At 52.1% G+C, this 21,794-nt stretch carries 17 protein-coding genes; 6 read left to right on the plus strand and 11 right to left on the minus strand.

The features are described from left to right. Window positions 1-102 precede the first annotated feature (102 nt). From B1728_RS27940 to B1728_RS27960, 5 genes are all read right to left on the minus strand, one after another. Window positions 103-3,069, minus strand: coding sequence for an OmpL47-type beta-barrel domain-containing protein (locus B1728_RS27940; protein ID WP_256865540.1), 2,967 nt, complete (start codon window positions 3,067-3,069; stop codon window positions 103-105). Window positions 3,070-3,506: 437 nt separating this feature from the next. After that, window positions 3,507-3,926 (minus strand): HIT family protein, encoded by a 420-nt coding sequence (locus tag B1728_RS27945; RefSeq protein WP_079913714.1) that lies wholly within the window; start codon window positions 3,924-3,926, stop codon window positions 3,507-3,509. Window positions 3,927-4,066: 140 nt separating this feature from the next. Beyond that, window positions 4,067-4,312 carry a hypothetical protein gene (locus tag B1728_RS27950; protein WP_079913715.1) on the minus strand — a complete coding sequence of 82 codons (246 nt, stop codon included), beginning with the start codon at window positions 4,310-4,312 and terminating at the stop codon, window positions 4,067-4,069. Window positions 4,313-4,483: 171 nt separating this feature from the next. Then, window positions 4,484-5,866, minus strand: a complete 1,383-nt coding sequence (locus tag B1728_RS27955) for a phytase (protein ID WP_079913716.1) — start codon at window positions 5,864-5,866, stop codon at window positions 4,484-4,486. Between the two features lie 107 nt (window positions 5,867-5,973). Beyond that, entirely contained in the window at window positions 5,974-6,690 is a 717-nt protein-coding gene (locus tag B1728_RS27960; protein ID WP_079913717.1) for a LysR family transcriptional regulator, read from the minus strand. A gap of 98 nt (window positions 6,691-6,788) precedes the next feature. On the opposite strand from B1728_RS27960, the gene B1728_RS27965 reads away from it, so the two are divergent. Beyond that, the gene (locus B1728_RS27965) at window positions 6,789-7,694 is read left to right on the plus strand and encodes a DMT family transporter (protein WP_079913718.1); all 906 of its coding nucleotides are present in this window, start codon (window positions 6,789-6,791) and stop codon (window positions 7,692-7,694) included. A 265-nt stretch (window positions 7,695-7,959) separates the two neighbouring features. Here the strand turns inward: B1728_RS27965 and B1728_RS27970 are convergent, their stop codons facing one another. Beyond that, complete coding sequence (locus B1728_RS27970; RefSeq protein ID WP_079913785.1) at window positions 7,960-9,363, minus strand: amino acid permease; 1,404 nt, start codon at window positions 9,361-9,363, stop codon at window positions 7,960-7,962. Window positions 9,364-9,810: 447 nt separating this feature from the next. Between B1728_RS27970 and B1728_RS27975 the strand changes: the two genes are divergently transcribed. Then, window positions 9,811-10,776 carry a stalk domain-containing protein gene (locus B1728_RS27975; RefSeq protein ID WP_079913719.1) on the plus strand — a complete coding sequence of 322 codons (966 nt, stop codon included), beginning with the start codon at window positions 9,811-9,813 and terminating at the stop codon, window positions 10,774-10,776. A 163-nt stretch (window positions 10,777-10,939) separates the two neighbouring features. Then, window positions 10,940-12,286 carry a purple acid phosphatase family protein gene (locus B1728_RS27980; RefSeq protein WP_079913720.1) on the plus strand — a complete coding sequence of 449 codons (1,347 nt, stop codon included), beginning with the start codon at window positions 10,940-10,942 and terminating at the stop codon, window positions 12,284-12,286. 59 nt (window positions 12,287-12,345) lie between these two features. Here the strand turns inward: B1728_RS27980 and B1728_RS27985 are convergent, their stop codons facing one another. The 4 genes from B1728_RS27985 to B1728_RS28000 are packed head-to-tail and all read right to left on the minus strand — an operon-like array spanning window position 12,346 to window position 17,490. Next, window positions 12,346-13,713: an MBL fold metallo-hydrolase gene (locus B1728_RS27985; protein ID WP_079913721.1), complete on the minus strand. Its 1,368-nt coding sequence runs from the start codon at window positions 13,711-13,713 to the stop codon at window positions 12,346-12,348. Continuing rightward, window positions 13,713-15,389 (minus strand): ABC transporter permease, encoded by a 1,677-nt coding sequence (locus B1728_RS27990; RefSeq protein ID WP_079913722.1) that lies wholly within the window; start codon window positions 15,387-15,389, stop codon window positions 13,713-13,715. Before B1728_RS27990 ends, B1728_RS27985 begins: the two co-directional genes overlap by 1 nt. Window positions 15,390-15,398: 9 nt before the next feature. Further along, entirely contained in the window at window positions 15,399-16,490 is a 1,092-nt protein-coding gene (locus tag B1728_RS27995) for an ABC transporter substrate-binding protein (RefSeq protein WP_079913723.1), read from the minus strand. 22 nt (window positions 16,491-16,512) lie between these two features. Next, on the minus strand, window positions 16,513-17,490 hold the full coding sequence (locus B1728_RS28000) for an ABC transporter ATP-binding protein (protein WP_079913724.1): 978 nt from the start codon (window positions 17,488-17,490) through the stop codon (window positions 16,513-16,515). A 169-nt stretch (window positions 17,491-17,659) separates the two neighbouring features. Between B1728_RS28000 and B1728_RS28005 the strand changes: the two genes are divergently transcribed. After that, complete coding sequence (locus tag B1728_RS28005; RefSeq protein ID WP_079913725.1) at window positions 17,660-18,550, plus strand: LysR family transcriptional regulator; 891 nt, start codon at window positions 17,660-17,662, stop codon at window positions 18,548-18,550. Between the two features lie 218 nt (window positions 18,551-18,768). On the opposite strand, the gene B1728_RS28010 is transcribed toward B1728_RS28005, so the two are convergent. Further along, on the minus strand, window positions 18,769-19,704 hold the full coding sequence (locus B1728_RS28010; protein WP_079913726.1) for a LysR family transcriptional regulator: 936 nt from the start codon (window positions 19,702-19,704) through the stop codon (window positions 18,769-18,771). Window positions 19,705-19,855: 151 nt separating this feature from the next. Here B1728_RS28010 and B1728_RS28015 point away from each other — a divergent pair, with 151 nt between their 5' ends. Then, on the plus strand, window positions 19,856-20,800 hold the full coding sequence (locus B1728_RS28015) for a DMT family transporter (RefSeq protein ID WP_079913727.1): 945 nt from the start codon (window positions 19,856-19,858) through the stop codon (window positions 20,798-20,800). A 386-nt stretch (window positions 20,801-21,186) separates the two neighbouring features. Then, on the plus strand, window positions 21,187-21,777 hold the full coding sequence (locus B1728_RS28020) for a TetR/AcrR family transcriptional regulator (RefSeq protein WP_079913728.1): 591 nt from the start codon (window positions 21,187-21,189) through the stop codon (window positions 21,775-21,777). Window positions 21,778-21,794: the final 17 nt, after the last annotated feature.

Consider the following 21,794-nt stretch of genomic DNA (forward strand, 5'->3'; position numbering starts at 1 on the left):
TTCAGGTAATGTGAGGAGTCCCGAAACCAGCAAAAAACGGCAGCCAGAACAGAGACGCTGTTCCGGCTACCGCAGCCATACATGACTTTAGGTAAGAATCGGTTAACGGGAAATGTTTTGCAGCAAATAAGCAAGATGCTGAGCCAGCTGCTCTCGGGCGGAAGCCGTCATTTTGCCCTTGGCCGCATCCTTCTCCACCGTATCTTGAAGATCGTTCAAATGCTTGATGGCTTGATCCTTATGGCCTTTCTCCAACTGTTTTTCCGCATTGGACAGCTTGGCCTTCAGGGAATTGGCTTCCCCGTTATTTTTGAACTGGCCGTTCTTATCCAGCTGATCGATTAAGGCTTGCACAGCGGAGAAGCTGGTGCTGAACGTGATCTCGAAGCTGAAGCTTTGCTCGGCCGTATTTCCGGCAGCATCCTCAACGTGGTACTGTACCGTATGGGAACCGAGTCCCACTTGCTTCGCCTGAAGCGATTGACCGGAGGCAATCTCTTTACCATCCAGAAGGAGCTTTTGGGAAGCGATGCCGGACAATCCGTCCGTTGCAGCCAGCTCGAAGGTAAAGGCTTCATCATAGGTGATGCTATGAACGCTTTGGCCCGATTGCGTCAGACGCACGGTCGGTGCCGTTTTATCGAGACGAATGAGGAGCGATTGCACCTCTTCCTTGTTTCCGGCGTTATCGACGGAATAATATTGCAGACGGGTGTCACCTTCGGAGGAAACGGTCACCGGAGCTGTATAGCCCGTCCATTCTCCGCCGTTCGGGTTGTACAAGGTCGATGCAACTCCTGTTCCGGTATCCGTTGCGGATAACGTCACTGTCACATCCTCACGGTACCAGCCGCTGCTGTTCGGCGTTCCGGACAAGTCAGCCGTTGTGACAGGAGCAGACGAATCTACAGCCGTAAAATCGCTTAAACCGCGAGGCTTCAGCTGATAATTATCCTTGAAAATGGCCGCAACTCCACGGACAGTTACAACTTGCCCCTCCTGATAAGGGAACTTATCCAGCGTGAGCCCTGTACGGCCGTCAACGCGCACATGGTTGGTAGTTGAGCCGGACGTCGCGTCGAATTCAAAGGAACCCGCCGGAGTGGCGGCGACTACATTATGAATGGTAACGTTGGACAGCTCAATAAGCTGGCCCTGGTTATTCTCATTGACGGAGGAAGCTGCCTTCACTGTAGGAAGCTCGGCTGTACCGGTCTTCGCGATAGCTACAGGCGAGGCCAGCTCAAGCTCCGAGTTATAGTGAGTAAGCGAAGCGGTAACCTTCACCTTGTCTCCTTGGTGGAAGCCGCTTTGGCTTTGGAATACATAGATTCCGGCGGTACCATCCTGAAGATAGAATGCTTGCCCGCCGAAAGCCCCTGGCTCCGTGGTCACGATACCTTCTACGGTAACAAGGGTATTGTCCGCCTTGCTCCGCGCATCCGCTATCGAAATTTGGTCAGGTACAGGCGGCTTGTCCTCGGGAAGCGGCTCGGCCGGCACATTCGCCAAGGTAACCGATTCGGTCTTGAGGTTATTGCCGTTTTGTCTTAAACGCAGACTTGCCGCGCCTGTAGTTTCAGGCTTAATGCGAACCGTGAGATCCTTGTAGGCATGGCCCAAGCCATCGGCGGTCATGCTGAAAGCAGAGCTGTAGCCATATGCGGTCGGCCAAGTGCCGTCGGCATTTTGAATCTGGGCGACCTGGGTGCCCCCGGTTAAATAAATGCCTGCGCTGAAGCCGGATACCGTTCCGTAAGCCGGCAGGTTATCCGCAACGACACGGATTTGGAACTGCTGTGCATTCGGCAGCTGTGCCTGATGCACGAAGCTGTACGCTGCAGTTGGAGCGGCTGTTGCACCGCCGTAGGAGCCCGGCTTAAACGTGGAAGGGTCCCACCATTTGTATCCGGCATCAGGTGCGGCCCATGGCTCCTTCTGAGGCTCAGTGGATGCTTCCGGAGCCTCGAACGGCAGCAATGGCGTCGGCTGGTCGAGCTGAAGCCCGCTCACGTCGCTCAGCTTCGTATAGCTCTCCTTCTTGCTCAGCCAATTGATAATATTCACGAGCAGAGTGCCGTCATTTTGTTCTTTAAAGCCGTCATAGGTCGTCTTTCTTTGACCGTTTTCCTCCCGCAAATATTTCGGCGTAGCATCCTCTACAGGAGAGGAGTCGCCGATAAATGCGGCTTTACCGAGGCCGGACTTGGAAATGGCGACATACGGACCTTCGGCGATACCGCCTCCGGCATATACGCCCTGATCCACCGCATTAGGCCATGCTTCCTTGGTTTGCGGCAGATAGACGATCCCTTTGGCCCGCGTAGGGTCAATAATTTCAATCGTTGAGCCTGCATGCATTGCAACGGTAGATACCCCTTTTGTAATACCGAGTGCCTGATCCGGTGCGACTACCTTATCAGTGATGATATCGCCAAGCGCGTTATAGCGGAATCTCACACCGAAATTTTCATTCAGCCAATCGGAGCTGGCTACACCCTGCATAGCAGCGGAATTCCGTTCCTCCGTGCTCATGCCTTTGGCAGGATCTTCCCAAGCACCGCGGCGATAGCCGTTCATAACCTCGGATCCGTCCCACCGGTTTTTATTCCGGTCTGCATTGTAATGGTCAGCGATGAAGAATATGCTGCCGCCGTTTTGAACATACTGCTTCATGGCCGCTTGCTCCGTCTGCTTGTATGGAACATTGGCTTCCCCTATAACAAAAACATCGTAGCCTTGCAGGTCTTCGAGCGTAATAGGGCTGGACTTCCGAAGCTCCTTCACATAATAACCGTTATCCGCCAAGGCGTTGCCAAAATCGGAAAAGCCTCCGTCGATAACCCAATCCGCCGCGCCGGCCGTTTGACCGTGGGTGTTATCGAACAAAATCTTTTTACCAGCGTTCTCGTTGACTACTTTAGCGTTGATGAAAGGAGCCGGATCGTTAGGCCCTTCGGCAAAAGCCTGCTGCCCCCCATCCATAAAGAAAGATTGCAGCGGAAATGCGAGGCTAAGAGCGAGTGTCGTCTTTAACAGCGTTGCCTTCCAATGCATGGATTTGCTCATCATATACCTCCATTATTTGAATAATAGAACTGCAATTGCATTCTATCACGAAACGATTGAAAGATTTGATAATATTTTATGAAGACAGGAGCATAGGACTAGGCCGGGAGGAAAAACAGGCATAAAGGTATAGAAGGGCCTTTGATTATCGACAGATTTCGCAGCTTCCGTCCCAAACAGAACATACGTTTATCCTACCCGGGAATCAGAAGAACGAGTGAATGAAAAAAACTCTATCGAGGCCTTTGAAAGACGCTCGACCGCGTTTAGAGATAGGTTTTATCGCCAAATAAAATTTTCACATCCGATGACCTCGGAGGCTTATAAATTCAACTATTCAAAAAAAGACTCGCCCTCTATAAAAAGAAGGCAAGTCCTTGGAATTCAGACAATCGGAACACTCTGCCGAGTGTGTTGGTGGTTGGCAGCTGATCCTTTTACAGATGCTTCTTGATCAGACCGATAATCTCATCGTATTCGGCATCGCTAAGCTGTTGGTTCGGAGCCGGGTTCATTTCGAACATTTTGCCCCAGGTATATTCATTTTCATACTTCGGAACGATGTGAAAATGAACGTGCGGCATCGTGTCCCCGAAGGCCCCATAGTTAATTTTGTCCGGAGCGAAGGCCTGCTCGATGGCACGCGCCGTCTGGGCTACGTCCCGCATGTAAGCGTCCTGTTTCTCCTGGGAAAGGTGGAAAAACTCCGTCTCATGCTCGTTCAAGGCTACGATACACCGTCCGCGGTAAGTCTGCTCTCTGAACAGATACAGCGTAGACACCCGCAGCTGACCGATTTCGATCATCAGGTTCTCAATCCGTTCGTCCTTCGTACAATAAATACAGCTTTGCGTCATTAGGGGCTCCCCTGCCTTTGGGTTGAATTTACCATGCTCTGCTTAATAGTAAGCCCGAACCCGTTGGTTTGTCCATGTTCTTTTTCATCATGGCGGAAGGCAAGCGGTGCCGCTCCCCCTATGACGGCGCAAGGCTTCAATTAGGAGAAATACGGATCAACCGGACCTTCAGAACCTTGAAAAAAAGACCGCCATCCCGACCGTACCGCGGCTCGCCCGGCCCGGATAAGCTCCATCCCCAGTGCTGCCCAGGACGCCGTGATACAGCGAATCGACCCATCCTTTGCAAGCCGGAACACCGCACAGCGCCTCGCCAGCCAATCATCCCCGCCGCAAGCGGCTACATCCGATTCATTGACATACAGCATGGCCTCTTTTCCGAACAACAGATAACCCCCTGCAATTGGATTTTCTAAATGAGAACTATTATCATGATTTATCGTTTTCCATTTTATGTAAATAATTATCACTATCATGCGAAGAAGCCGCATCATTCCCTCTAAAGCGAGAAAACAAAGCGGCTTCCCTAGATGTAATGTATTCCTATCTTTCTGGGCTTATCTTTTGACCAATTCGCGCGGATTCACCGTGTTATCCATACGAAGCTTTGGTTTCGCCGAATTGGCGATCTGATCCCAGCCTACAATTTTAAAGTTCTGATTAATCTTCTTGCCATTCTCATAATTGGCGTCATCCTGGGATACGAAAATACCATACGGATATTGAGCTCCCAGCCCGAAGCCAAGCACATCGATGCCATCGGTTTCGCTCGTACCGTCGATTCGGTCGCCATCCACAATGTTAAAATTGGAAATATATTTATTGTCGTTTTGGCGGTCATAAATCGCGTAGCTGTTGCTGCCCTGGCTCGAAGCGATCAAATATCCGGTGCCGTCCTTACCGTAATACATCGTCAAGCCTTCAATGTCATCCTGCAAACGGCGTCCGTCCGCGATATCGACTTGTGCCAACGGCTCCTTGCCGCCATCGGGCTCGGCATTATATTTCCAGATCGCAACATCCTCTTCGGCAATATACATCGTCCCGTACTCATCGTCTGCAACGAGCCCCTCCGATTGGGTAGCGAGACGGAATTCGCGAACCAGCTTGCCCGTTACCTTTCCGGTGCCGTCGTCCTTCAGCTCATATTGCTCGAATTCACCCTTTTTTCCCAATACCAATGCATAGAACGCTCCCGTTCTCAGGCTGTGATACAAACTGAAGCCGTACACCTCGCCCATAGCCGATTTAATAGGTTCGCCTACAATCGGGGTTAACTCGCCGTTTTCTCCGGAGACAGAGAATACATCTATGGTATTGGTCGTACGATTTGTTGCCGCTACGATATCCACCTTTTTGCCTCCCAGCGGGAAGTCGTAACGAAGATCGATATTGTTCATTTTGCCGACGTTGTACGATTGCAGCTGCTTTCCGCTCAAGTCATACACCAGTATGCCCCCGGCTTTGTTCGTGGCAATCAGCTTGCTCTTGGAAGGGTCGACTGGATCTACCCAAATGGCCGGATCATCCGCCGCATCCTCACCCGAATCCACCGCTTCCGTCTCTCCCTGTGCCTTAACCGAGAACATAGGGACAGCATCCTTCGGATCCTGATATTTGGCGTTTTCGGCCAAAATGCTTTGCAGCAGCGCCGCAGGAATCATCGTCTGCTCGTTAACCAATTGCACTGGGCTGGACAGCTTGCCTTCCTTCCCTGCAAGACGGTATGTCCCTTCATTGATCGTGACGATCCCGGCGATACCGTTCTTCAGCTTGAACATTGCCGTACGATCTTTGGCGTCCCAGCTCACTTTTGCCCCTAGCTTCTCCAGCTGCGCCCGCAGCGGCACATAATCGGCTTCAGCCGCACTGACATTCAACGTTTGCAGCATCATCCCTGCGATCATGGCAGATGCAATCCAAGCTTTTCTTTGTTTCATCTTGATCCCCCGGTACATTATTTTCGAGTTTTTTCACTCGGCATGTCGAGTATAGGGGACCAATGTTAACGGGATGTATGGGCAATGTTAATATTTTGAAAATTTTACTAAATGGAGAATAACTCCCTCGCCGTTTGAATAAACAGCTTGACGGCTAAGGAGGACTCCTCCAAGGAAGGAACAGCAAGCAAAATTTCCCTGTAGGGCTGCGGCTCCAACAGCCGGATGACAACATGTGGCGGCAAGGTGGACAAGGATAAAGAAACATTGGACATGATCGCCATGCCAAGACCTTCTTCAATCATGTTCAAAGCCGTATTGGCGTTGTGAACGATGAATTGGGCCTGCAGCCGCGAGCCTCCCTGCTCGAAAAGCTCATAAAGCGGAGCTTCATAGCCGCCCTTGCAAATGATCATCGGCTCCTGATCCAGATGCTTGACATGAATGCGGTCATGCTGATGCAAAGGGTGGTCCTCCCGCATAAACAAAAACATCTGTTCCTTCAGCAAGGTGACCGCTTCGAACTCTTCGTTCGGCGGAATAATCCATCCGACATCGAAGCCTTTCTCCGCCGCCACTTCCTGATCGACTTTATCGAAGCCCTTCAATATATCACGAAAAAGCACAAGGATACGCTTGCCTACCTCCGTAAGAACGATTCCCTTGCGCCGGTCCCGAATCAGAAGAGTCACGCCCAATTCAGACTCTAATGTAGAGATGGCGCGGCTTACCGCGGGCTGTGTCATGTTCAGCTCTTGCCCGGCCCGGGTGAAGCTTCCGGTATCGACAATTTTGACAAATAATTTTAACTGGGAATGAGTCATAACGTTTATGGTATACCCCTTATGATTAACATTCATTTTATTTATTAGTAGAATCATTGTATCATGTTGAACAGAGAAAACAACAAGGAGTGATCTGCATGCCACAGCTTTCGCGTACACGTGCTGCTGTTTATTTGGCGTTCCTCGTTATCATATGGGGAATCAACTGGCCGCTGTCTAAATACGCGCTTTTATATACACCCCCGCTGCTGTTTGCAGGCGTGCGAACACTGATCGGAGGCGTTATCCTCGTTCTCGTTTGCTTGCCGAGATATAAGCTGCTGCGCTTGAAGCAGACATGGCACATCTACCTCATCTCTTCCGTTCTGAACATCATTCTATATTACGGGCTTCAGACCGTAGGGCTGAACTATCTACCGGCGGGTCTGTTCTCGGCTCTGGTTTTCTTCCAGCCGGTGCTGCTCGGGCTCGGTTCGTGGCTGTGGCTCGGAGAGTCGATGTTCGGAATGAAAATGCTCGGCTTGGTGCTTGGATTTCTCGGGGTCGCCGCCATCAGCAGCGGAGGCTTTACCGGTCCTATCTCAACCGTAGGCATATGGCTTGCGATCGGAAGCGCCGTTAGCTGGGCTCTGGGCACGCTGTACATGAAAAAAACAACAGGACAGGTCGATGCTATCTGGGTCGTCGCCCTGCAAATTTTGATCGGCGGGCTCGTCCTGACGGGTACAGGCTCCGCCTTTGAAAGCTGGTCCGATATTCATTGGAGCCTTCCCTTCGTAGTCTGCCTGCTGTTCATTTCCATTTTCGTCATTGCCCTCGGCTGGCTTGTCTTCTTCAAGCTGGTCGGCTCCGGTGAGGCCAGCAAGGTAGGCTCGTTTACGTTCCTTATCCCGCTGATCTCTATTTGCTGCAGTGTCCTCTTCTTGGGCGAAAAGATCACGTTAACGCTGGTCGCCGGACTGATTCTTATTTTGCTCAGCATCGTGCTGGTGAACTCCAAGCCTAAAGCTTTGCGCAGCAAGAAAAAGCTTCATACGGCTTAACGGCTTGCTTCTTCCCCTTCATAGAAAAAAGCCGCCCTCTTCGGCGGCTTTTGGTTTGTTGAAAAACCTACGAAGCTTGAACTATTGCCAATCTACTCCGATGGGATATACCCCTCCAGCCGCTGTTGAAACCCATGAATTGGATTAGATTTAGCGGTATTTTCACGGATTTCAAAGGCGGACGTAAACTCCTCCGAGGCATACCCCACCGCCATATATAGCATAGTTCTCGCAAAATTAGGTTTTTCAACAAAAAAGCCGCTCCTCAGCGGCTTTTTTCTATGTCCTCTTCGTCGAATACGCATTCCTCAGGCTTCAGCACCTTAGTCTTAAACTTCCATTTGTATCCGAGCCAGATAGCCAGGAACAGCGGAATTCCGATATAAGATGCGAACATGTACGCCCAATCGATTTTGCCGTCCGAGTATGCCCCCATCGCTTGTCCGATAATAACGATCACGCAGAGCACCCCGGCCAAGATCGGCCCGAACGGGAACCATTTGGCACGATACGGCAGATCCTTAAGCGACTTGCCTTGAGCCATGTAGGCCCGGCGGAAATAGTAATGGCTTATCGCAATCCCCAGCCAAGCAATAAAGCCGGACATACCGGACGCATTCAACAGCCAGGTGTACACCAGACCGTCTCCATAAAAGGAAGACAGGAAGGCGAACATCCCGAGCGCAGCGGTTGCCAACAAAGCAAATACCGGCACGCCGTGGCGGGTCAGCTTATTTAAGAAGCGCGGCGCTTTGCCTTCCTGGGCCAGCACCCACAGCATCCGAGTCGAGGCGTACATCCCGGAGTTTCCCGCAGACAAAACCGAGGTCAGGATAACCGCGTTCATCACCGAAGCGGCCATGCTTAAGCCTGCTTTTTCAAACACGATCGTAAAAGGACTCATTCGAATGTTGTCGCTCGATAACGCTTCACTCGTATAAGGAATGATCAGACCGATAACGAGAATGGCCAGCAAATAAAACAGCAAGATGCGCCAGAACACAGTGCGGATGGCACGCGGCACATTTTCTCTGGGGTTCTCGCTTTCCCCTGCCGCGACACCGACCAGCTCCGTTCCTTGAAAAGAAAAGCCCGCTGCCATGAACACGCTTAACGCAGCCAGGAAGCCTCCGTGAAAAGGAGCATCGCCGATCTTCCAGTTTTGAAAGCCCACCGACGACTGGGACCAGATGCCGGCAATCATCAAAAGACCAACACCAATAAAGACGATAACGGTGATGACCTTGATTAGAGCGAACCAAAACTCCGTCTCCCCATACCCTTTAACCGAGAGCAGATTTAATAATGTCATCAGAGCAAGAAACAGCGCCGACCATAAAAACGATGAGCTGTCAGGAAACCAGAATTTCATAATGACCGTCGCAGCCGTCAATTCCGCCGCAATCGTGATGGCCCAGTTGTACCAATAATTCCACCCAAGCGCAAAGCCAAGTGCCGGATCAACGAATTTTGTCGCATAGGTGCTGAACGTTCCGGATACCGGCATGTAGGTGGCCATCTCCCCAAGACTCGTAACCAGGAAATACACCATTATACCAATGGTCAAATAAGCAAACAGAGCGCCCCCCGGACCTGCCGTATGTATGGCCCCTCCGCTCGCCAAGAACAATCCGGTTCCGATCGACCCGCCCAGCGAAATCATAGCCATATGGCGGGCCTTCAGCCCTCTTTTCAGTTTTTCTTCCTTCAAAAAAGAACACTCCCTTATCGTTCGTCCCTGTGCCTTCGTGCCCTTTCTTACAAAAACAAACCGGGCCCGCCCGGCACAAATCGACCGCCGCACGAGCCTTATATCCAGTCCTATCGCTCCCGATAAGACGATATGTCGCCTAATATAGAATAGATGTGCTGAAGATAAAGATCAATGATAAAATTTCCCATTTTCCGACGTGATTCCATGCTCTTTCGACAGTGCTCTCCTATATTTTACTATCCTGGGATGTTTTCGATACGTTCATGAAGGATTTGATCCTGAAGCCTTTCCACTAGGGTCCCCGGCGGCACTTTAATGTTCTTCGTTCAGAATCGAAACTAAAAAACAATGGAGACGTCTAAGAAATAAGAACAAATAACATATATTGGAAGGTGGTTTTGAATGAAGAACCTATTGTCAGGAATATTTATAGGAATTGCCCTGTCGTTATCCTCGGTCGCTTTTGCCGCGGATGCCATTCAGGCACTCTTATCCCCTGTCAAATTTGAATTTAATGGAGAACCCCGCGCGATGGACAGCGAATATGATACTTTGAACTATAAAGGGCACCTTTATGTTCCGGTTCGCTATGTGGCCGATAATTTGGGTGCAACTGTAGTGTACGATGAGAAGGAAGACAAGGTGCTCTTTCGAAGCGGAGAGTTAAACATACCCGATTCCGTGACAAAAGGCATTGCTGCAGGTAACCTCATTTTCACGAAGGAAGGAAAGCGGACCAAGATTACGGGCCAGCTGGTTTACGGCAGGACGGGTCAATATTTCTATGACTCTCACCGGCAAAAGTGGAATCAGTTGGAGGCGACTTTATATTTCTTCGGTAAACAGGGAGAGATCATCGGAGCAGCCGATATCAAGGGTGATAAGTTCAGCAGCACGCCTCACAGCTTCGAAACCTATACGGACCAAGACATCAGCCGGTACGCTTACGTCCAGCTTTATACGTACAGTATCAATGGTTCCACAATATATGAGGTGCCTAATCTCTATAAAAAAGATATTCCAGTCCCAACCATATTGAAAACTGACTTTAATCATGTGTCCAAGATCGACATCCGATACGGAAACAGTATATTGCAAGTCGTAGAAGACCAAGAGTCTCTCCAAAAAATCACTTCCCTATTAAAAGATATGGTCGTTACAGAAGCTAGAAGCCAGGAGCTTCCTTCGGGTTATCTTTACTACCTGGATATTTATGACGGTGACAAGGTAGTAAGATTCAGCGCTACCTTAATCTTGAATCGTGCTAAATTTGTATCTCCTTCTTCACAAAAAGCAGAGCTTGATCGATTCATGGATAGTTTGTACCAACAAAAGACGGGGAACAAGCTTCTACCTGAGGGGAGCTGACCGTGATGTCTCGCATCTCAATGTATGTAAAATCCCCCTACACAAGTAATGCATTTGCCCCTTAACCCAATTGATGGAATTGATACAATGAATAGGAGGTAGAAGACATGATGAATGAGGACACGTGATAACAAAACTTATGTAATGGAGGGGAAAGAAGAAGATGAAGTCAAAAAAGTTAATGGGGGCCCGTACAGTTCTTCTCATGTTCCTGCTAGTGGCCGCGTTACCTTGTATGAATATCGTATCGGCTGATCAGCCTGCGGCTAAGGTTCCGGATGCCGATACATATAAGCCCACACCTGTCCCGGATCGGATTATCCTGAACTGGAATGATGACCCCGCTACAACCCAAGCTGTAACTTGGCGTACAGATACCAGTGTCCTCACCCCCCAAGCCCAAATTGCTGTCGCTAAAGATGGGACCGCTTTCAAGGACAAGGCGATAACGGTTATGGCCAGCAGCAGCAGTGAAGTCCAGGGAAATCAGCCTTACATGGCCAAATTCCATACGGTCAAATTCGAAAACCTTCTCCCGAAAACAAAATACCTTTACCGCGTGGGCGATGGCGCTAACTGGAGCGAATGGTTCGAGTTCGCCACAGCCTCTGACAAGGCTGAACCGTTTACTTTCCTTTACCTTGGCGATGCTCAGCATGATCTTCTTGAGCATTGGTCCCGTGTGATCCGCAAAGCTTACTCCAACCACCCCGAGGCAAATTTCATTCTCCATGCCGGTGATTTGGTCGATCGGGGGGATGCGGATGAACAGTGGGGCGAATGGTTCAAGGCCGGCGGCTGGCTGAACGGTATGGTTCCCAGTATTATGACCCCTGGAAACCATGAATACGAGAAGATCGTACCCGGCGCGAAAAAAGGCCTCTCGCAGTACTGGCGTCCGCAATTTGCCCTGCCGGAGAACGGGCCTGCAGGTTTAGAGGAAACTGTCTATTTTACAGACTATCAAGGCATGCGCATCATCTCTCTCAATACCAATACGAAGTTTGTGAAATTGGACGCGCAGGTAGCCTGGCTCGAACAAGTGCTGGCCAACAACCCGAATCAATGGACGGTCATGACGTTCCATCATCCGATCTTCGCTAACTCTCCCGATCGAGACAATGCGGAGGTCCGTGAAAAGCTGCTTCCTCTTATCGAAAAATATAATGTGGATTTAGTGCTTCAAGGCCATGATCACAGTTACGCACGCGGCCAGATCAGCAGCCTCCCGGCGGGAACGACCGATAAGAGTTCGAAGAGCGGCACCGTATTTGTCATCTCTTTTGCCGGTACTCATATGAAGGAGCTTTCCGATAAAAATTGGAAAGACAATGGAGCTCAAGTGGATCACTCCATAGCGAACACTCAGCTGTACCAGTTCATCCGAGTGGACGGAGACGTAATGAAATACGAATCGTACACCGCCACAGGCAGCTTGTTTGATGGTTTCGAGATACATAAGACACCAAGCGGGGAAAAACAGATCCTTCCATTACTGTCCTCCCCGTGAAGCCTACAAAAATTCCCCGGCCGCCGCGAATGGCTTCCGGGGATTTCTCATTGCACGACTTAGCCCGGCTGGTCGGCCAGTACTTGTCCGGGCTTCATGGAATGGAGCCCTGCATATCCTTGCTCGCTTAGACGGCTGATCAGGGCGTCCGTGGCTGCTTGTCCTGCATGAACAAGCACCGTCCGCTTGGCAGGAACAGCATCCAGCATCGCCTTCACATCCGGCATGCCTTGGTGTACCTTGTACCGGACAAAATGAATCCGGCTCCCGTCTGCTCCCGGCTCTTCCCCGCTGAGCAGCCGCTGCCCCAGACTGCCACGGGCCAAATGCCCGGTCAATACGATACGGTAGCTTCCTCTTGCACGAAGCTCTTCATAGTACCATCGGCATTTGGCCGATTGCATCATGCCGTCGTTCGCGAACACGATCGTACCGACCCCGACACTGTCTGTGAGGGCTTGTGCACGCTCCGTCTCTAGCTCTACTACAAGCAGGCGTTCATCCGAGAGGCATCTTACAATGCGTTCTGCCCCATCCTCTTGCAGCCACTCCGGCCATTCCAGCATTTGTCTGAGGCCGTCCATAAGCTCCCGCTCAACCACGATCCTCGTCTGAGGGAACGTATCGAGCGTCCACAATAGCAGCTCCTGCCCTCTCCCATAGGTCGGTACCGGAAGCAGCACCGTCTCTTCCCGACCCAGCGCGGAACCGATGACTTCCTTCAATTGGTCCAGCTTTCGTTTCTGGGAATCCTCCTCGATTCCGTAAGCCGCTTCCACAATCGATAAATCGACAGCGGATTGCATAGGAGTGCCGTCGCCTGCCTGCTGCCCGCTTCTTCGGTTCCTCTCCCCATTGGCTCGTACGGTAAGATCCGGCAGGCGAGGCATTTCCGCGGCCAGCAGAGCCGATTCGGACGTATAATCTCCCGAGAAGAAGACCTGGCTCCCTTCCAGATCCAACAGCAGCCATAGGGATCCCGGCAGATGACCGCTTCTCCCCCAGCAGACGCTTAGCCTATCTGACAGGACGAGCCATTTGCCAGCGGGAGCAGACTCTTCCAGGAATCCATAGCGGATTTCCCGGATATGTCTCTCCTCGTATGGCAGCTCGCTGCCCTTCCCCGCCACATATCGCCTCCATGCATCGAAATAGGAGGGAAGCTGCCGCGAGGTCGCCCGTGTCGTCCATACGATTCCCTCATAGCCCAGCTTATAGAGCAGCGGCAAGGCCATGGAATGGTCTTCGTGGGCATGGGAAAGAAACACCGCATCCAATTCGGATACGGTCCGCTCCTCCAGCAGAGGGTATTCCCCTGCTCCTTCCTTCTTCACCCCGCAATCCAGCAACACGCGGGTTTGGCGGTGTTCAACGAGGTAGCAAGAACGGCCATGTTCCCCCGCACCGCCCCATACAGTTACTTGCATTAGTCCACACTCCACTTTTTGTTTGCACTTAACTTGTTAACGGCAAGGAGCAGCAGTGTCGTCAGACCGACGGAGACCACCGCCATCGCCATCCCGAGCGACACCTTGCCCTGTTCGAATTGGGAAAAAATATACGTTGCCGACGTTTCCATAGAAGGCGGCAAAATCATAAGCGATGCGACGAGCTCGCGAACCGAGATCGTGAAGGTCATCATCCAGCCGGCCAGCATCCCCGGAAGGATAAGCGGCAGCAGGATGCGGCGGAAAATATACGGCGCACTGCCGCCAAATACCCGCCCTGCCTGAAACAGCGAATCGTCCAGCTGAGCGAAATTCGCCTTGACATATTGAACCGTATACGGCAGGAAAAAGACGACATACGTCAGCACCACCATGCCGTAAGTGTTATACAGCGGAACCGGATTCCACGGCGCGTTCCACAGTAGAATCAGGCCGACCACAATGACGATACCCGGCACCGTATTGGGCAGCAGGCTGAACAAGTCGGTAAGCTTCTGGGGCCATGTCCGGACTCTGCCGACCATCAGGGCGAAATACGTTCCGAGAATGACGGAAATCGTCGCCGAAGTTATCGATAGGCTGACACTGTTCATCAGCGCCTGCATGCTCTTGGAGCCCCAGGTGAGAAGCTCCGCGTAATGCTGAAGCGTCAGGTTGCTCCAGGCAAGGCCAACGCCGCGCAGCTTCATCAAAGAGGCTGCAATAATGGAGAAGTACGGAATACCGATGGAGACCACTAGCAAGCCTGCTACGTAGAGCCACGCAAGAGTACGCACCCAGCCGTTCATCCGGTACAGCTTCCCTCGGGAGCCCTTGCCTCCAACCAGCGAGTAGGTGAATCTCCGGCTGATTACCGATTGCACATACCAGATGAGGAGGCATGTGGTTAACAAGATCGAAGCGAGCGACGTCGCTTTGCCGAAGTCGATCGGCCAGCTGGAGATGTACTTGTGAATTTCCGACGTCAGCACATAAAATCCGATCTTGCGGCCGAAGGTAGCCGGAGTGCCGAACTCCGCAATCGTCTTGACGAAAATCAGCAGCGCTCCCATCGCATAGCTGGACAACAACAGCGGCAGCACGACGCGGCGGAAGCTGTACAGAAAGCCTCCTCCATGCACGCTGGCCGCTTCCTCCTTACTGCCGCCGATCTGTACAAGCGCATTGCGCAAAATCAAGTACAGAAACGGGAATAAGTGCAGGCTCATAATCGCGATCATTCCGAAGGTGCTGAAAAACATCGGCGTCACCGCAGCGGCCGCCGGCAGCAGCTGCTCCAGATAGCCGTTCGTCTGCATGAACAAAATCCAGCCCATCGAACCGATGTAAGGCGGTGTCATGAAAGGAATCAGCAGCACGATATCGAGCCAGGTATGGCGCTTCAAATCGGTTCTGGATAAGACCCACGCCAACGGCAGAGCTAGCACCGTCGTCCCTGCAACGACGCATAAGCCGAGCCAGACGGAATTCCAGAACACCTCGCCCAGCTCGTTGGCCAGAATGGTACGGATCGGTGCCGTCCAGTCCCATTGTTCACCGGAGTGAACGCTTGTCAAAAAGATGAAAAAAAGCGGGACGACCACCAGCAAAGCCAGGATCAGCAGCGCCAGTGTCATCCCCCATGTTTTGAAAGAAACCGTGTTTGTGCTGTGCATAGCCGCCTCTTATTTAAATAGCTGCGTAAATTTTTTCGTTACGGCGTCGCCATTGGTATCCATCCAAGCCCAGTCGACCTTCATTTGCGGAATTTGCTCCACACCGGGGCGGTCTTTAACCGGAACGTCTTTGCGGCCCGGCAGCAGGTACGTTTCGGCTACCATTTTTTGCGCCTCATCCGACAGCAAGTAGTCGATGAACGCTTTGGCGTTGTCCACGTTTTTGCTGGACTTGATGATCGCGGCAGGACGCGGGCTGATCACGGTACCGCTAGCCGGGTAGATCATGTCGATCGGCTCACCTTTTGCTTTGGCTTGGTACGTCATGTAATCCACGCCGGCAGCTACAATGCTTTTGGACCCGGTAATGACCGGATCCAGCGCCTCTTGGTTGGCCCCTGCCATCGCTGCGCCGTTTTTCTTGTACTGCTCAAGCAGATCCCAGCCGGAATCGCCCTTCATGCTCAAATAACCGGTGACAAAATCAAGTGCGGAGCCGGACAAGGCTGGATCAGGGATGTTCACTTTGCCCTTCCACTCCTCCTTCGCCAGGTCCGCCCATTCCTTCGGAGGAGCTTTGACCAGCTTCGTGTTATAGCCGATACCGAGCGCCGATGCGCTGTATCCGAAGAAGTTGCCCTCCTTATCGGACCACTCGGGGATCAGCTTATCCGCATTTTTCGCTTCCTTGTATTCCAGGGTCAAGCCGCTCTTCTTCAAGCCTTGAGCCGATGGCAGAGATGCCAGTACGACGACGTCGACAACCGGATTTGCCTTTTCGGCCTCCATACGGGATAAGATTTTCCCAGTCGTGCCCTGGAACATTTCGATTTTCACGCCGGTTTTCGCTTCATAGCCTTTTTGAATGCTTTCGGCCAGCTCCTTGGGACCTGCGCTGTATACCACCAGCTTGCCGCTCAGCTTCTTCTCCTCTTTCTTCTCCTCGCTTTTCACCGTTTGCTGCGCAGACGGGTCGGCCTTGGGCGCCGCTCCGTTCGCTGCCGTCTGCTGCTGCGAGGTGCCGCAGCCTGATGCTCCGAATCCAACCATAGCCGCTAGTAAAAGAAGCGCTCCGCTCTTCCATCCGGTTCTCATTTTCATTGATACAAGCCTCCCCATTGGATTACAAAATGTGATGAATATGCCGTTGTGATACGTAAACGTCGATCGGCTGCCCGATCTGCAATCGTACCTGATGGTACGCGGTCCATAAGCCCATAGCCCCCATATCCAGCTGTACCTCATAGCGGTCGCCCAGGTAGCTGACGCTGCGGATCGTGCCGGTAAAGGTCTCCTGCTCATGCTCCGCACCGTCACCTGACGGCTGCCAGAGAACGTGCTCCGGCCGAACCATCCGCTTGTCCTTCTCCAGCCAATTCGATTTGCCGATAAACTGCGCGACGAAAGGATGCGCCGGCAGGTTGTAGATTTGCTCCGGCTGACCGCTTTGGAGAATGCGTCCTTCCTTCATGACGATAATCTCGTCGGACATGGACATCGCTTCCGTCTGATCATGCGTCACGTAGAGCGCCGTCAGCCCGATATCCCGCACAAGACTGATCAGCTCCAGCCTCATCTCGTCGCGCAGCAGCGCGTCGAGCGCACTGAGCGGCTCGTCGAACAGGACGAGCTGCGGACGCGTCACGACTGCCCGGGCGAAGGCCACCCGCTGCTGCTGTCCCCCGGACAGCTGGTGCGGATAGCGCCCCTCCATTCCGCTTAACCGGACCTTGTCGATGGCCTCCTGCACCTGCCGCTTCAAATCCTTCGTGCTGCCTTTGGCCCTCAGTCCGAATGCGACATTCTCGAACACCGTCATATGCGGCCATAGCGCGAAATCCTGAAACACCATCCCGAAGCTTCTGCGGTGTGCGGGCTTATCGACCTTCCGATCGCTGGAGAACAAGCACTCGTCGCCCACGAACAGCTCGCCGCGGTCCGGTGTCTCCAGACCTGCAATCATGCGCAGCAGCGTCGTTTTGCCGCAGCCTGACGGGCCTAGCAGCGTCGTAAAGCGGCCTTGTCGAATTCGCAGATCGGTCGGCTGCAGCGCCTGAACCTGATCGAACGATTTTTGTAAGCCTCGAATGATGACATCCATGAAATTCCCTTCCTATCTGTCAAGCTAACCTCAGTGTACAGGCCCAAATGCAGGGATATATTATCTCTGCGTAAAGCTTCTGTTAAATTTATCAATGGAATCTATTCATTCCCATAGATTTTTTCTATACTGATTGCAGACTGATTAATAACCCAGAGGAAGGTGCGTCATGAATCTGCTGAAGCTGCAAATTGTCGAATTGCTGGAGAAGCATAAGAAGATCACTCCTGTTGCCGATGCGCTCGGCTTGAAGCAGCCGACCGTCACCTTTCACATGAAGAGCCTGGAGCAGGAGCTCGGCGTTCAGCTGTTCGAAGCCCGATCAGGCAAAATACTGCTGACCGAAGCCGGCCAATCGCTCTGCCACTATTCGGCCAAAATCAACTCGCTGGCTCAGGAGGCTGAGCGCGTCGTCAAGGAATACGACCAATTGGGTAGAGGCTCGTTACGTATCGGGGCCAGCTATGTGCCCGGTACATACATGCTGCCGCGAATCTTGAGCGGCTTCGCCAAAGCGTATCCGAGAATCAGCTTAACGCTGATGGTCAAGACCGCTCCGGTCATCAAGGAGATGCTGCTGAACCACGAGATTGATCTTGGCATTCTATCCTGCGAGCCTTTCCAAGCGCCTTACCTTGCCGCGCAAACCTTGTGTGAGGATGAGCTGGTGCTGATCGCTTCCCCGCAGCATCCCTTGGCAGAGAATATGGAGCTGGATGCCGAACAGCTGGGAAAAGTCCCGTTCCTGGTGCATAGTCCGGAATCGAGCACGCGGCAGCTGACCGTCAAATGGGCGGAGCATAACGGCATCGAGCTGAATGCGCATATGGAGCTCGATTCGCTGGAAGCTATCAAGCAGACGGTCATGCTTGGGGAGAGCGTCTCGTTCGTCTCCCGCCTGGCTGTTCGTAAGGAAGTAGAACGCGGGGAGCTGATCAGCCGTCCTATTCCCCAAAACGACTACAAAAGGTACGTATATTACGCGTACAATGTCGACCGGCGGCAATCGGCCGTCCTGGATCAGTTCAAGGAGCACCTGTTCCGATCCGCCGCTATATAACCGGAATGCAATAGTGTGTTCACGCCTGATTTCAGCCCTACAAAGCTGGGCCAGGTTGAAAAACCACGCTTCCAATACATTCCGGTGGGATATGCTCCCCCGCAAAGTGCTACAAGACAAAAAAGCGCCTGCCCGGCCCTTCTCACACAGCGGTTAACACTGGGGATGAGAAGCTCCTGGGAAGGCGCATTTTATTATTCATTTAAGCGGGGAATCGTTTAACCGGCAGAAAGCTTGCCGGAAGCATCCAAATGTTCCTCCGCGCCTTGCACTGCCGCTGCCGCAGCCTTGTTCATCCGGTGGAACTCGGAGACGTTATCCAGAAACTTTTGCATGGTAGCCCCTAGCAAGGAATCGCGACGGCGGATAAAGACGGTCGTAATCCGGCTGAATTGCTCAGGCAATGTGAAGCAGCGAAGCCCTCCGTCCGCTTCCAAATGCCTTATGGTCGATTTTGGAACCAGGGAGATGCCGAGACCTGAGCTGACCATAGCCAGAATCGTTTCAAGCGTCCCGAATTCCATAATTTTGACGGGCGCTACGCCCTGCTGACCGAGCCACTGCACCAGCCTCGCCCGATACCCGCAGCCTGCGCGGAAGACAAGCAGCGGCTTATCCAGACAATGCTCCAAAGAGCTGAAGGCTTCGTCCTTTTTGGCAATCAGGACGAGGTCTTCTTCAATCAGGTAATCCTGCTCCATCTCTGCATGCTGAATCGGTCCTGTCACAAACGCCCCGTCCAGCTGATACTGCAGCACCTCGTTCATCAAATGCTCCGTAACGCCTGTCACGAGCGATAAGTCAACCCGGGGATACTGCTTGCAGTACGCGGATAAGAGAGCCGGCAGGCTGGATACGGTTTCTACGGTGCCAATGAGCAGCGGACCTGACGGGTCCTCCTGATCATGGAAGGCCTGCTTCATATCGTCCATCAGCTTCAATATTTTTTGCGTATATTCGAGGAGCTTTCGTCCGTCCGCATTCAGCGCTACGCCTTTGCGGTGTCTGCTGAAGAGTGTCGTTCCGAGCTCGTGCTCAAGCTGCTGGATTCTTGCCGTCACATTGGACTGCACGTAGCTCAGCTCCTTGGCCGCCTTGCTGACGCTGCCTTGCTCTGCAACCGTTTGGAATATTTTCAAATCGTTAATGTCCACTTCCTGCCAGACTCCTCTCTTTTTCCTTTTTATAATATCAATAATAATGATGTTTATAATCATTTTCAATCATTTTACATGATATGTTTTTGGGAATAAGATAGACATCGTGTGAATCGATATTTACAGGAAGAAAGTAGGATATGGACCGATGAGAAAAGACCACATCATTAAGGGGATTTTGATGTGCTTGCTGGCAAGCGTTGCCTGGGGCGCGATGTTTCCGGTAGCGGAAAGCGCGTTTACCCACCTGGATCCTTTTTATTTTTCCGTTATTCGTTATTCCGCCGTCTCCGTTATTCTGGTGGTTCTGCTTTGGATCAAAGAAGGCAGAAAGGCGCTAAGCTTCGGCGGCCGCGCCAAATCGCTGTGGATGTTCGGAACGATGGCTTTTACGGTATATAATCTGCTCGTATTTTGGGGGCAAAATCAATTGGGAACCTCCGGTGTCATTCTCGCCTCCGTCATGGAAGCTCTCATGCCTATGCTTTCCGTCCTGCTTCTCTGGATATTCAAGCAGCGGAAGCCGGAGCCGCCGACGATCATCTGCATCGTGGTCGCACTGATCGGCTGCTTCATGGTCATTACCAAAGGGGATATGAGCGCGTTTTTCGTTCAAGACAGCATATTTCCCGTTCTGCTCGTGCTTCTCGGCGTCATCGGCTGGGTCGTCTACACGATCGGCGGCAGCCAGTTCAAGGATTGGTCGGTGCTTCGCTATTCGACGCTAACCTGCGTACTGGGTACAGCAACGTCGGCGGCCATCGTTCTGTTCTTAACGGCACTCGGCATATTGCACGCTCCAACCTTCCATATGGTATATTCCGCTGGCTTCGAGCTCAGCTTCATGATTCTGATCGCCGGTCTGTTCGCGCTCATCAGCTGGAATACGGGCATTAAGCTGCTATCTCCGGTGAACGGTATCCTGTTCATTAACTTTGTCCCTGTCACAACCTTTATTATCACGGTTCTTCAAGGTCATGCAATGACCGTTTATGATATCGGCGGCACTCTGCTTATCATTGCCGCACTCGTCAGCAACAACCTGTACCAGCGCCGGCGCGGCAGTCTTGCCGCAGCAGGAGCCGCTCATTAACAACGTACTCATACTAGCCGTCTACGAAAGCGAGATTCAGCCGTCGTAGACGGCTTGGTCTGTTGAAAAACCTGTAAAGCTTGAAAAATGGCATTGGTACCTCAGTAGGGTATCCCCCTCCGGCCGCTGTTGTTCTCAGGAAATGTTGATTATATTCGTTATATAGCGGTGATTTCCCGAGAACAAAGGCGGACACTATCGCTCCTACAAAGGATACCCCACCTACCACATTTCGCATTTTTCTATATGAATGGGTTTTTCAACAACCTGCCGCCGTCGTAGACGGCTTTTTTCGTTCGCGTAATGCCATTGACAATTGTCAATGATTTCCTTAAGATAAAGTTAGTTGTCTGGATAACTTACTAATAAAGGAGGCTCTAACCTAGATGGCCAAACCGAATGTCGTATCTAAGAAAGAGCTTGTGCAATCCGCTCAGCGCTGCATCGTAGAGAAAGGCTTTGATAAAACCACCTTGAAGGCGGTGGCCGATAACGCCAACGTAACCCAAGGGACCGTCTTTTATCATTTCAAAACGAAGGAGCAGCTCTTCGTCGAGGTCGTCAAGCATATGTGCGAGGCGTCGTGGAAGTCGATGAAGGAAACGGCCGGCACAAGTCCGGCCACCACGCCGGCCGAGTTGCTCGAAGCCGCGAAGGAGCGTTGCAGCTACGATTCCTTTTACCATCAGCTGTTCTTCTCTTCCCTTGCTGCCGGGCTGCAAAACGATTCGATCCGCGAACAGCTAAGCCAGCTGATCGGACAGGAAAATGCCCACCTTACGGAGCTGCTGTCCGCCCGATGGCACCAGTCGCCGATACCGGGCATCTCCTTGGACGGGTGGGGGATCCTGCTCAATGCGCTGATCGACGGGCTGGCAGTTCAGGCTTTATTATCTAAGGACTTTCCCGCAGACCGCGTGTACACGGAGCTGGGACGGCTTCTGCTCGCTCTGCAGGAACGAAATCAGACCGAATAAGACTGGGGGGGATCTGC

Origin of the sequence: Paenibacillus sp. 32352, assembly GCF_002042965.1 — a bacterium.
GTDB classification, from domain to species: Bacteria; Bacillota; Bacilli; order Paenibacillales; family NBRC-103111; genus Paenibacillus_S; species Paenibacillus_S vulneris.